We start from the raw sequence: 12,245 nt of genomic DNA, 5'->3' as shown, positions 1-12,245 counted from the left end.
CGCCGGCGGGCTCGGGGCCGCTCATCGCGTCGCGGTGGGTGTCCGTTCCCGGGCCCGGCGCAGGGCGACCGCGGCGACCCCACCGATCGGGATGAGGATCCAGGTGGAGAGCACGCGATACACCAGGACGGCCGCGGTCGCCCCCACCGCGGCCGCACCGGCGGTGGTCAGCCCCGCGACGAGGGCGGTCTCCACGACACCGACACCACCGGGAGTGAGCGGCACCTGGCGCACGATCTGCACGCTCAGATAGATACCGGCCATGGCGGCCACCCCGACCCGCAGGTGCAGCGCCTCGGCCACCGCCACCAGGCACAGCAGGTCGGCCAGCCACTTCACGGTGGCGAACACCAGCGCGAACACCCAGTCACCGGCCCGCAGCGCGGCCCCGGCCCGCCAGGCGTCCCCGGCCGACCGTAGGACCGACTGCAACGCCCGGGCGACCCGGCCGCCGCCGTCCTTCGCGGGATCCTGGGCCGGCCGGCGAGCGAACCGGCGCCCGGCCAGGATCGCCACCACGGTCAGGCCGGTCATCGCGCCGACGACGGCGAGGGGCCGCCAGGTGAGAAAGTCGTCCGGGCTGCGGCTCAGCAGGGCCACCGCACCGCCGGCGAACAGCAGCGCCAGGCCCCCGATCGAGGCCAGCCCGGACACGATCGCCGACGCCGCGGACGCCTCCCGGGTGGCACCCCCACGCTGATACTCCCGGATCGTGAACGCGGTCGACACGGCCGGCCCGGCCGGCATGGAGATCGACAGCGCTGTGCCGGCCAGGGTGATGGCCATGACGTGCCCGCGGGTGAGGTGGGCGCCGAGGCTGTTGAGCAGTCGCCGCTGCTGGAGGGCGAACGCTTCGATGGACGCGGCCTGCAGCAGGGCCGCGACCAGGATCCACCAGTAGTTGGCCCCGGCGAGCGCCCCGAGAATGTCCTGCGGCGCGGGGAGCCGGCCATGCAGCCCGATCACAGCGAGTGCGACGACGATGACGGCAACCACCGCGAGCCGCACCCACCGTCGCCGCCGCCGCCGGGGCGCGGTGTCAGACACGAGCGAGGGCGGGGGCGCGGACACGCGACCGATCATCCCAAACGACCCCGCCCCCGTCCCCACCAAGCCTGCGTGGCCAGCATCTCAGCGCCGAATTACCGAATTGCTGCATTACCGATTGCCGGATTGCCACCATTCGTTAACCGGCTCCGGCGGCCGTTCGTGTTCGCCACCGCACGCTGCGTCATCATCGCTCGCCAATCCGAAACACGCTCAGGTGAATCGAGCCGCCGGCGCCGCCGAGGACATCGAGCACCGCGGAGGCGACGGAGGAGGCGGCGGCGGGTGCGGCGGACGGAGCGGGCGGCGGGAGCGGGCGATGTCCGGCTGTGAAAGATCCGATATCGATGTGTACCGTGCTGTCGGTGGACGTGAGCGAAACCGGCGACGTCGCGCGGGTGCTCGGCGGGCGGTACCGGCTCGACGACATCCTCGGCGTCGGGGGCATGTCGGTGGTCTGGCAGGCGCATGACGCCGTGCTCGGCCGGGCCGTCGCGGTCAAGCTGCTCTCCGGGCGCTACGCCGCCGACGAGCGGTCCCGGCGCCGCATCCGCAAAGAAGCGCAGGCCGCGGCCGCACTGTCGCACCCCAACGTGGCCCAGGTCTACGACTACGGCGAGGCGGACGAGCACGGCAGCCCCGTGCCGTACGTCGTCATGGAGCTCGTCCCCGGGCTCACTCTGGCCCAGCGGATGGGGGCCGGGCCCGTGCTGCCGGCCGAAGCGCTGACGATCTGCGCCGAGATCGCCGCCGGGCTGGCCGCCGCGCACGCGATCGACCTGGTGCACCTCGACGTGAAGCCGGCCAACGTCATCCTCGCGCCGTCCGGGGCGAAGCTCGTCGACTTCGGCATCGCCGCCGCGGCCGGGCCGGTCGCGCTCAACGACACCGACGCGTCGGGGCGGCCCCTGTTCGGCACCCCGCACTACCTCGCACCGGAGCGGCTGACCGCGGAGGAGGCGGTCACCACCGCCTCCGACGTCTACTCCCTCGGCGTCCTGCTCTACAAGCTGCTCACCGGCACGCTGCCGTGGCCCGTCGACGGCAAGGACGGTGTCTTCGACGCGCACCTGCACCGCGTCGCCGCCCCGCTGCCCGCGATCCCCGGCGTGCCACCGGAGGTCGCCGACGTGGTCCGGCGCAGCCTCGCCAAGCACCCGCGGTCACGGCCCACGGCGGCGGAGGTCGCCACGGCCCTGGGCGGGACCCCACCGGCCCGGACCTCGTCGCGCTGGCGGCGGGCGCTGGTCCTGAGCGCGGCCGCCGTCGGTGGCGGTACCGCCGCCGCGGTGCTGGCCTGGGCGCTGGCCACGGCCCCGGACCACACGACACCGGCCGACGCGCAGGTGCGGCCCTCCGGACCGGGCCTGCCCGCCGCGACCCCGGCCGCCGGCCCGGCCTCGGCATCGGCGGGCCCGGCGGCGACGGGTTCACCGGCGCCGGGCGGCGGGACCGGCTCGCCACCGGCCGGGCTGGCCCCGGTCGTGCCCGGCGTCACCACGACCACGGCCACGGCGCCCGGCGGCCCGGTCACGACGACGGGGCCGGCGCCCGGCCCGACGACCGCCGGCCCGACGAACGGCCCGGCCGCGCAGACGTTCAGCTCGGAGGGCGGCTCGGTCACGGCCGAGTGCACCGGCAGCGGCCAGGCGCACGTGACCGGCGCGGCGCCGACGAAGCCGTACAAGGTCGACGACGAGCAGCCCGGCCCGGCCGCCGCCGCGAGCGTGACCTTCAAGCACGGCAACCGCCGCGTGACGATGACCGTCACGTGCAGCGGCGGCACCCCGTCGGTCGCCGTCAGCGGCTGACGGGCCGACCACCCGCCGAGCGGCCACAGGGCCACTCCGGTCGGCACCGTGCGCAGTCGAGCGACAACGGTGAGCGGAGAGCGGCTCAAGCGCAACACGGCGCAAACAGCGACGTGGCTGACCGGCCGACCAGCCGCCGAGCGGCCACAGGGCCACTTCGGTCGGCACCGTGAGCAGTCGAGCGACAACGGTGGGCGGCGGGCCGACAACAAACGGGCGTGAGCGGCAACGGGGTCGGCCGGAGCGGGGTCGGGCACCCGCCGCTCAGCCGAGGCCGGTGGCGGGGCGGCCGCCGCCGCGGGAGTCGCCCAGCAGGTCGGCGAAGAGGGCGCGGTAGTGCATGAGGGCCTGGCGGAGCTGTTCGGTCGAGGCGAGGCCGCGTTCGTTGTACTCGCTGATCTCGTGGGCCTCGCGGTAGTGGCCGATGGTCTGTGCGTGTTCGACGCTGAGGTCGCCGACGCGGGTGTCGAAGTCGTCGACCGGGTAGCCGCGGTCGGCCATGACGCGGGTGACGAGTTCGTCGGCCTCCCTGGTCGCGGCCTGAGGGGCCTCGGCGAAGTGGGCCTGGGTGCGCTGCCACGCCTCGGCGTACTGCTCGCGCCGGCCCGGTTCGAGTTCGTGCAGGGTCAGTTCCTCGTGGCGGCGTTCCCGGTGCCGCAGGTCCTGTTCGGCCCGGCGGCGGGTGGGTTGCTCGGTGACGGCGCGGTCGTATTCGGGGCCGAACCGCTGGCGCAGTTCCCGCGTGCGGCGGCGCCGGCCGACCGCCGTCGCGACCGCGGCGGCGACGATCAGGACGAGCACGATGACGGCGAGGGTCATGGCGGTGGTCGACATACCACCGAAGCTAATCCGGCCGGGTCAGCCGCCACCTCACCCGGGATGATGGGCGAGCGCCCCCGACGCGCACCGGGAGCCGCCCGCACCGGCCCGCGACCGACACCCGGACGCGCGCCAGGCGCGTCAGCCAGGATGGTGGGGAAGTGCCCCCGACGCGCACCGGGAGCCGCCCGTTCCGCCCCGCGACCGACGCCCGGACAACCGACACCCGGACGCGCGCCCTTCGCCGGCCGGCCGGCGGGCGGGTCACCCGGGATGGTGGGCGAGGGTTTCCAGGGGCACCGCCGGGCCGCGGACCAGGCCGAGGCCGACGCCGGGGCGGGCGCCGGCCGCCGTGAACAGCCAGCTCGCCACGGTGCGCAGGCGGTTGGCGGGCAGCGCGGTCAGGTGGTAGCCGCGGGTGACGGCCCGGGCCAGCGGGCCCCTCAGCGGCACGTGCAGCGGGTTCGCGGTGGCCTGCCAGCCGCCGAGGTCGACGACGAAGCCCAGGTCCCGGTGCCGGTACCGGCGCAGCGTCCCGATCCCGTAGGACACCCCGATGTTGTGGGCGACCACCTTGCCCTGGCGCACCGCGTGCTGGGCGGTCATCGGCGTGCAGTGGCCGGGGTTGTACAGGTCGGGGACGGCGGCACCGTCGCCGCACGCGTACACGTCCGGGAACCCGGGGACGCGCAGGGTCGCGTCGACCCGGATCCGGCCCTCGTCGGTGGGCAGGCCGGCCCGCTCGACGACCGGGTCGGGCCGCACCCCGACGCACCAGACCAAAGTCCGCGACGCGACGCTGCCGCCGTCGGTCAGGGTGACACCCGCGGCGGTGGCCTCCCGGATGGAGGTGCCGAGGCGCACGTCGACGCCGCGGCCGCGCAGCACATCCAGGGCGCCGGCGGCCATGCGGGCGTCCATGCCGGGCAGCACCTGGTCGGCGGTGTCGAGCAGGAGCCAGCGCGGCGGGCAGCCGGCCAGGCGGGGGTGGCGGGCGGCGATGTCGGCGGTGAGGAGCTGGCCCTGGGCGGCCACCTCGGTGCCGGTGTACCCGGCGCCGACCACCACGAACGTCATCCGCGCCCGGCGTTCGGCCTCGTCCTCGGCGGCGTCGGCGAGCTCGATCTGGCGGATGAGGTGGTCGCGGAGGTACAGCGCCTCGGGGACCGAGCGGAACCCGTGCGCGTGGTCGGCGACACCGGGGATGGGCAGCAGCTTGGTGACACTGCCGGCGGCCAGGACCAGGCGGTGGTAGCTGAGCGTGCCGTCGTCGCCCTCGGGGCCGGTGTAGGTGACGGTCCGCCTGTGGGGGTCGACTCCGCAGACCTGCCCGAGCACGAGCCGTACCCTCGGAAGCGTGTCTTGAATTGGCACGCAGACGTCTCTGGCGTCGAGCGCCCCGGCCGCCACCTCGGGCAGCAGCGGCAGGTAGAGGAAGTAGTCGGCCGGGTTCACCAGCACCACCTCGGCCGCGCCCCGGGACCGGCGCAGCAGCGTCCGGGCGGCCTGGTAGCCGGCGAACCCGGCGCCGACGATGACGATCCGGGGGCGCGTCACGTCAGCGGCTCCCGAGGGCCTGCACGAGTTCGGCCTTGCTCATGGCGGAGCGGCCCTTGATGTTGCGGCGCTTGGCCTCCGCGTAGAGCTCGTCGCGGGACCGCTCGGACCGGGGCTGGCTGCGCACCGACTTCGTCGCGGTGCGCGGCCGGTCCGAGGATTTCATCGTGCGGGTCGGCTTGCCCAGCTCGCGCCAGCTGGACTCGGTCACCTCCACCCCGTGGCGCTTCGCGGCCCGCTTGATGCGCTTGAACGCCTCGTCGCGCTCGGCGTCGCTGGCGTCGCGGACCTGGTCGAAGCGGGCGATCGCGTTGCGCACGTGCGAGGCGTCGTTGAGTGGCTCCTTGCGCAGCCGCGGGAAGGCGAACGTGCTGTCGGACATCGCGTTGCGCTCGGCGGCGTCGAGGGTGCCGGAGCGCTTCCTGGTTGCGGCCATGCATACGGCTTACCCGGCGGCGGTGGACCTATGCCGCTCGGCGGCCGGCTCGGTCGGATGCTCCTCGGCGGCGGGCTGCTTGGGTGGCGGCGGCATCGACGGGGGCGCCGACCCCGGCCGGCGCACAACTTGATCAGTCTGCATGTCCACGGCGACTACCCCGGTTCCAAGGCCATTACGCAATTGCCGTCTTTGCGTCTCACGCATCTGGTGCGTGCCGCGCATGTTTTGGTACCGTCGCCGCGTGGAAGCCGACGAGGAGCCGCCCGGCCTGCGCGACCGCAACAAGCGGGCGGCCCGCGACGCGATCGCGGCCGCGGCACTGCGCATCGCCATCGAACAGGGGCCGGGCGGCCTGAAACTGGTCCGGGTGGCCGACATCGCCGCGGCCGCCGGGGTCGCCCCGCGCACCTACAACAACTACTTCGCCAGCCGCGAGGAGGCGATCTGCGCGTTCCAGGCCGACCGGGCCCAGCGCCTCGGCCGCGCCCTGCGGGCCCGCCCGGCCGCCGAGCCGCTCCGCGCGGCGGTCACCGAGGCCGCCGTCACCGTGTTCACCGACCCGGAGCCCGACCGCGCCGGCCTGGCGATGATCATGTCGACCCCGGAGCTGCGGGGCGAGGCGCTGAAGGCATTCACCATGGCCGAGGCGCCCCTGGCCGCCGCCATAGCCGAACGCACCGGCGCCCGCGACCCGCTCACCACCGACGTGCAGGCGGCCGCCATAGCCGCCGCCGTCCGGGTGGCCGGCCGGCACTGGCTCACCGTGCGAACACCAGCAGATTTCGCGGGGGTACTGCGTGCGGCGCTCCGACACATCGTGCTGGAGGAGGACTCGTGAACCGCGTCGGACTCGGGGCGATGCGCCTCGCCCTCGGCCGCGCCGTGCCGCCCAAGGACGTCGCCCTGCGACTGCTGCGCCGGGCCGTCGAGCTCGGCGTCGTGCACATCGACTCGCACGCCCTCTACGGCAACGCGCACGAGCTGATCCGGGAGGCGCTGGCGCCGTACCCGGACGATCTCGTCATCGCCACGAAGGTGACCCGGGAGGCGCCCGGGTCGCTGCGGGAGCAGGTCCTCGGCGATCTGCGCCGGCTCGGCCAGGACCGCCTCGACCTGGTCTACCTGCGCACGCGCGGGATGGGCCCGGCCGGCGGGGAGCCGGTCGCCGAGCAGTACGCGCAGCTGTTGGAGCTGCGCGCCGAGGGCCTCGTCCGCGACGCCGGCCTGAGCCACGTCGACGGGGCCCAGCTCGCCGAGGCGCGTGCGGCCGGCCCCGTCGCCGCGGTGCAGAACCGGTTCCACCTCGGCCACGACGATCCGGTGCTCGCGGACTGCGAACGGGACGGGATCGCCTACGTGCCGTACTTCCCGCTCGGCGGCGGCCGCCCGCTCGACCGGCCCGCCCTGGCCACCGTCGCCGCCCGCCACGGCGTGACTCCGACGCAGGCCGCCCTCGCCTGGCTGCTGGCCGCGTCCCCGGTGATTGTCGCCATCCCCGGCACCGCCGCCCTGACCCACCTGGAGCAGAACATGGCCGCCGGGCGCCTGGAGCTCGACCCGGAGGACCGAGCCGCCCTCCAGGTGCCGGTCAGCGGCGGGTGAACTCCATGACCCAGTTCGACTCCCAGGTGGCGCCGCCGTCGGCCGAGAACTCCTGCTCCCAGCGGGCCGAGTCGGCGGTGATGTCCGACCACAGGTAGTGCACCCGGATCGGCCGGCCCTCGAGGGTCTCGTCGCCGTAGAAGTCGCCGCGGCCGCCGGTGAACGCGCCGGTGACGGGCGGCTCAAGGGTGCCGGTGCGGCTGCTGGCCCAGTACAGCGACCAGGTTTGGCGCTCCACGTCGAACAGGCGCAGCGTCAGCCCGGCCCAGCCGACGGTTGGGAACTCGATCTCGTCGATGTTGCCGGCGCCGCCGAAGAGGGGCCGGCACACCGCCGTGCCCGGGAACGTGTACCAGTCGTCGGAGCCGGCGAACAGCGTGCGCAGCCGGCGGTTGACGACATTCCAGGAGCCGATGAAGAAGTCGAAGTCGTTCATGCGGCAAAGCTTGCGGGGGTACCCCTGACATCTTCTGTCAGACTCAGGACGTGCGCGCGAGCCGGCTCGTCTCCCTCCTCCTGCTGCTGCAGAACCACGGCCGGATGAGCGCGTCGCGGCTCGCGGCCGAGCTGGGGGTCACGACGCGCACGGTGTACCGCGACGTCGACGCCCTCGCCGCGGCCGGCGTGCCGATCTACGCCGAGCAGGGCCCGGCCGGCGGATACGCGCTGATGGACGGGTACCGGACCCGCCTGACCGGCCTCACCGCCGACGAGGCCGAGTCGCTGTTCCTGACCGGCATGCGCGGCCCGGCGGCCGAGCTCGGCTTCGGCGCGCAGGTGGCCGCGGCCGAGCTGAAGCTGATGGCCGCCCTGCCGACGGCCTACCGCGACGCCTCCCTGCGCATCCGGGAACGCTTCCACCTCGACGCCCCCGGCTGGTACAGCGCCCCCGACCCCGTCCCGCACCTGCTGACGGTGGCCGAGGCGTGCTGGCAGGACCGCCGCATCGAGATCCGCTACCGCCGCTGGAGCCCGGCCCCGGGCGAGGTGACCCGCCGCCTGAGCCCCCTCGGCCTGGTCCTGAAGGCCGGCGTCTGGTATCTGATCGCGACCGGCCGCGGCGCCCCGCACACCTACCGGGTCGCCGCCATCCGCACCGTGCGCACCCTGGAGGCCACGTTCACCCGCCCGCCCGGCTTCGACCTGGCCGGGCACTGGCACACCGAGGTCGACCGCTACGAACGCGCCGAGTCCGCGGCGAACGCGGTCGTCCACCTCTCCCCGGCGGGCGTGGCCGCGCTCCCGGCCGTCCTGGGCCCGCGCGCCACCCGCCGGGCCATGGCGACGATCACCGACCCGGGGCCGGACGGCTGGCACACGGCGACGGTGCCGCTGGAGAGCATCGAGCACGCCACCGCCGCGCTGCTGCGCCTCGGCGCCGAGGTCCGGGCCGTCTCCCCGCCCGAGCTGGTCACGCGCATGAGCACCACCACCAAGGCGATGGCCGCACTGTACGGCGGCTGACCTCGGGCTTTTTCACAAGGTAGGACAGCCGACCGGGGCCCGGCGGCGGACGCTCGCTGGGTGCCGTGCGAGCCCGACCGTAACGGCGGTCGATGGAGGCGAGGTGAAGCTCACCCGGCCGTCCGGATGATTCGATATCAATGGATGAATGCGGCGGCGGAATGGGCCGGGTCGCATTTCTGACCGGTTGAACCGGCCCTATATTCGGCCCTATCGTCACGCGATATCGCGCGGATCTGCCATAGGGTTTACACGCCGTTCAGCCGTCGTCTGCCGGCAGTCGCAGTCGGGCGCCTAGCGTCCCGAGGTCGGCCTGCGGGCCGGCGGCAACTGTAACCGACCACCTGGAGGTCCGGGTCTATGTCCCGTGCGCTCGTCCGGCGGGTCACCGTCGCATTATCCCTGGCAATGGCATGCCTGGCAGGCCAGTCCCTCCCGTTCATCGCCGGCCCGGCCGCCGCCAACCCGGCGGGGACGGGGCTGGTGATCAGTGAGGCCTATGTCAACGGTGGCTCGGCGGGTGCGAGCTACATCAACAAGTTCATCGAGTTGTACAACCCGACCGCGAGCCCGATCCCGCTGAGTGGGGACACGCTGCAGTACCGGGCGCCCACCAGCACGGTCGTGCCGAGCGGAGCGCAGGTGTTCACGCTGACCGGGACGGTGGCCGCACACGGCCACTTCCTGATCATGCTGCCGGGCAACGGGGCGACCACCAACCCGGGTGCGCCGCTGCCGACGCCGGACCTGAACACCGGCACCAGCATCAACCCGGGGGCCGGCGGCGGGACGCTGTTCCTCGCCGCCAGCGCCACCGGGGTGCTGCCGACCGACCCGTCGGTCATCGACAAGATCGGCTGGGGCACCAGCAACTCCCCCGAGGGGTCCGTCACGACCGGCAACTCGCTGGTGCTCAGCTACCAGCGGGGCGCGGCCGGCGCGGACACCGACAACAACGCCGCCGACTTCCAGACGGCGACGCCGGCACCGCAGAACGCGGCGTCGGACGGGGGCACGAGCAGCCTGGCCGTCACCAACCCGGGGCCGCAGAGCGCGACCGTGGGCACGGCCATCGCGCCGTTGACGCTGTCGGCTTCGGGCGGCAGCACACCGTACACCTGGAACGCCTCTGGTCTTCCGAACGGGCTCTCGATCAGCTCCTCCGGAGTGATCACGGGCACGCCGGGTGCGGCGGGCACCTCGTCGGTGACGGTCACGGTGACCGACAACGGCGGGGCCGGCGCGTCGGCGACGTTCACCGTCACGGTGAACGCCGCGACCGAGGTCCTCACGATCGCCGCGATCCAAGGGTCGAACACGGACACCTCGCCCTACAGCGGGAAGGCCGTGACCACCGAGGGCGTCGTCACCGCGGTCTACACGACCGGCGGCTTCAACGGCTTCTTCCTGGAGACCGGCGGGGCCGGCGGGACCGAGGCGGAGGACCTGACCCCGGGCGCCTCCGACGCGGTCTTCGTGTTCGGGTCCAACTCGGCCGGGCAGGTGAGCATCGGCGACAGCGTGCGGGTCAGCGGTACCGTCCAGGAGTTCCAGGGCGAGACCGAGATCAGCTCGCCGTCGGTGACCAAGCTCGCCACGCCGCTGCCGGCGGTCAAGGCGGGCACGATCCCGTGGACGAGCCTCGACACGAACGCGGAGAAGGAAGCCCACGAGGGTGAGCTGATCGCGCCGCAGGGCACGTTCACCGTCGCGGACAACTACGACGCGAACTGGTACGGCTCCTTCACCCTCGCCGCCGGTGACGCGCCCCTGCGCCAGCCGACGGACGCGGGCCGCCCGGGCAGCGCCGAGGCGCAGGCCGTGGTGGCCGACAACGCGGCCCGCTCGGTGACCCTCGACGACGGTGCGAGCGTCAACTACAGCTCGGCCGCCAACGCCGGCACGCCACTGCCGTGGTTCACGCCGACGAACGCGGTCAGCATCGGGTCGAAGGTCACGTTCCATCAGCCGGTGATCCTGGAGTACCGCTTCTCGCTCTGGAACTTCCAGCCGACGAAGCAGGTCACCGACGACGGGGCGGCCGTCGCCACGTTCAGCGACACCCGCACGGCCAACGCGCAGCCCGCCAACGTCGGCGGCAACCTGCGCCTGGCCACGTTCAACGTCGAGAACTACTTCCCGATGACGGGCGAGCGGTACGTCGCGGCCGGGCTCGGCACCTGCACCTGGTACGACGACCGGGCCGGCAACCACATCGCGGTGCGCTCCTGCACCGGTCCCAACAACGCCGCGGGTCCGCGCGGTGCCGCGAACGACGCCAGCTTCCAGCGGCAGCAGGCGAAGATCGTGACCGGCATCAACCGGCTCGGTGCGAGCATCGTGTCCCTCGAAGAGGTCGAGAACTCGGCGAAGTTCGGCGAGGCCCGTGACACGGCCCTGGCCCAGCTCGTCGACGCCCTCAACGCGGCGGCCGGCGCGAACGTGTGGGCGTATGTGCCCTCGCCGAGCGCCGACAAGCTCCCGGCCCTGGCCGACGAGGACGTCATCCGCTCGGCGTTCATCTACAAGCCGGCGGACGTGGCCCTGGTCGGGGCGTCGACGATCCTGTTGACGTCGTCGGCTCCGGGCCAGCCGTTCTCGATCGCCCGCGAGCCGCTCGCGCAGGGCTTCAAGAAGGTGGGCGCCCAGAACGCGGACGCGTTCCTGGTCGTCACCAACCACTGGAAGTCCAAGGGCGCCGGCGACCCGCTGTACGACGGCGACGCCGAGGACACGTCCTCGCCCGCGAACAACCAGGGCTCGTTCAACGCGACCCGGGTCCGCGAGGCGCAGGACACCGTGGCGTTCGCCAACACGGCGGCGTCGGTCATCGGCACCAACCGCATCTTCCTGGTCGGCGACCTCAACTCGTACACCCAGGAAGACCCGCTGCAGGTGCTCTACCAGGCCGGCTACACCGACCTGGGCTCCAACCTGGACCCGTCGGAGCAGACGTACTCCTTCGACGGCCTGCAGGGCTCGCTCGACCACGTCCTGGCCAACGCGGGCGCGCGCGCCCTCGTGACCGGGGCCGACGTCTGGCAGATCAACGCGCAAGAGGCGATCGCCTACTCGTACAGCCGCTACAACTACAACGCGACCCAGCTGTTCAACGGCGCGGACCCGTTCGCCGCCTCGGATCACGACCCGGTCGTCGTGGGCATCAACGCCCCCGTCACCCCGGCCGCCCCGGCGTGGAACTCGTCCACCGTCTATCACGAGGGCGACCTCGTGACGTACAACGGATCGCTGTGGTACTCGTCGTGGTACAACCGCAACCAGGTCCCGGGCAACCCGTACGGCGCGTGGCAGCAGATCGCCACGACCCCGGACGGCACCGCCCTCTGGACGGCGTCGCGCATCTTCGAAGAGGGTGACGTCGTCGTGTACCAGGACAAGAAGTACGTCGCCAAGTGGTGGACCCGCAACCAGATCCCGGGCGCTCAGCCCTGGGGCCCCTGGCAGCTCGTCCCCTGATCGCCGCCCGCCGCGGGGCCGTCCTTCTC

Annotated in this window: 10 protein-coding genes; 5 read left to right on the top strand and 5 right to left on the bottom strand. The window is 73.5% G+C overall.

The annotated features are described in order from the left end of the window. Nucleotides 1–21: 21 nt before the first annotated feature. Nucleotides 22–1,071, bottom strand: coding sequence for a YbhN family protein (locus ACIA8L_RS10690; protein WP_395902784.1), 1,050 nt, complete (start codon nt 1,069–1,071; stop codon nt 22–24). 341 nt (nt 1,072–1,412) lie between these two features. Between ACIA8L_RS10690 and ACIA8L_RS10685 the strand changes: the two genes are divergently transcribed. Then, complete coding sequence (locus ACIA8L_RS10685; RefSeq protein WP_395902782.1) at nt 1,413–2,858, top strand: serine/threonine-protein kinase; 1,446 nt, start codon at nt 1,413–1,415, stop codon at nt 2,856–2,858. A gap of 264 nt (nt 2,859–3,122) precedes the next feature. On the opposite strand, the gene ACIA8L_RS10680 is transcribed toward ACIA8L_RS10685, so the two are convergent. The 3 genes from ACIA8L_RS10680 to ACIA8L_RS10670 all read right to left on the bottom strand — a co-directional run bounded on the left by ACIA8L_RS10680 (nt 3,123) and on the right by ACIA8L_RS10670 (nt 5,670). Then, nucleotides 3,123–3,692 carry a hypothetical protein gene (locus tag ACIA8L_RS10680; RefSeq protein WP_395902780.1) on the bottom strand — a complete coding sequence of 190 codons (570 nt, stop codon included), beginning with the start codon at nt 3,690–3,692 and terminating at the stop codon, nt 3,123–3,125. A 249-nt stretch (nt 3,693–3,941) separates the two neighbouring features. After that, entirely contained in the window at nt 3,942–5,234 is a 1,293-nt protein-coding gene (locus tag ACIA8L_RS10675) for an NAD(P)/FAD-dependent oxidoreductase (RefSeq protein WP_395902778.1), read from the bottom strand. 1 nt (nt 5,235) lies between these two features. Next, nucleotides 5,236–5,670: a DUF6582 domain-containing protein gene (locus ACIA8L_RS10670; RefSeq protein ID WP_395902776.1), complete on the bottom strand. Its 435-nt coding sequence runs from the start codon at nt 5,668–5,670 to the stop codon at nt 5,236–5,238. Between the two features lie 244 nt (nt 5,671–5,914). On the opposite strand from ACIA8L_RS10670, the gene ACIA8L_RS10665 reads away from it, so the two are divergent. Together ACIA8L_RS10665 and ACIA8L_RS10660 are read left to right on the top strand one after the other, a co-directional pair. Further along, a complete protein-coding gene (locus ACIA8L_RS10665; protein WP_395902774.1) occupies nt 5,915–6,511 on the top strand; it encodes a TetR family transcriptional regulator in 597 nt (198 codons plus the stop codon). Continuing rightward, entirely contained in the window at nt 6,508–7,275 is a 768-nt protein-coding gene (locus ACIA8L_RS10660) for an aldo/keto reductase (protein ID WP_395902772.1), read from the top strand. Before ACIA8L_RS10665 ends, ACIA8L_RS10660 begins: the two co-directional genes overlap by 4 nt. On the opposite strand, the gene ACIA8L_RS10655 is transcribed toward ACIA8L_RS10660, so the two are convergent. Beyond that, complete coding sequence (locus ACIA8L_RS10655; RefSeq protein ID WP_395902770.1) at nt 7,262–7,711, bottom strand: hypothetical protein; 450 nt, start codon at nt 7,709–7,711, stop codon at nt 7,262–7,264. The two genes, ACIA8L_RS10660 and ACIA8L_RS10655, sit on opposite strands and share 14 nt — an antisense overlap. A 50-nt stretch (nt 7,712–7,761) precedes the next feature. Here ACIA8L_RS10655 and ACIA8L_RS10650 point away from each other — a divergent pair, with 50 nt between their 5' ends. Together ACIA8L_RS10650 and ACIA8L_RS10645 are read left to right on the top strand one after the other, a co-directional pair. Continuing rightward, nucleotides 7,762–8,739, top strand: coding sequence for a helix-turn-helix transcriptional regulator (locus ACIA8L_RS10650; RefSeq protein WP_395902768.1), 978 nt, complete (start codon nt 7,762–7,764; stop codon nt 8,737–8,739). Between the two features lie 408 nt (nt 8,740–9,147). Continuing rightward, the gene (locus tag ACIA8L_RS10645; RefSeq protein ID WP_395902766.1) at nt 9,148–12,216 is read left to right on the top strand and encodes an ExeM/NucH family extracellular endonuclease; all 3,069 of its coding nucleotides are present in this window, start codon (nt 9,148–9,150) and stop codon (nt 12,214–12,216) included. The last annotated feature ends 29 nt before the right edge of the window (nt 12,217–12,245 follow it).

This window comes from Dactylosporangium sp. NPDC051541 (genome assembly GCF_044454505.1).
In the GTDB taxonomy this organism is placed as follows: Bacteria; Actinomycetota; Actinomycetes; order Mycobacteriales; family Micromonosporaceae; genus Dactylosporangium.
This window is presented reverse-complemented; position numbering and strand designations above follow the sequence as displayed.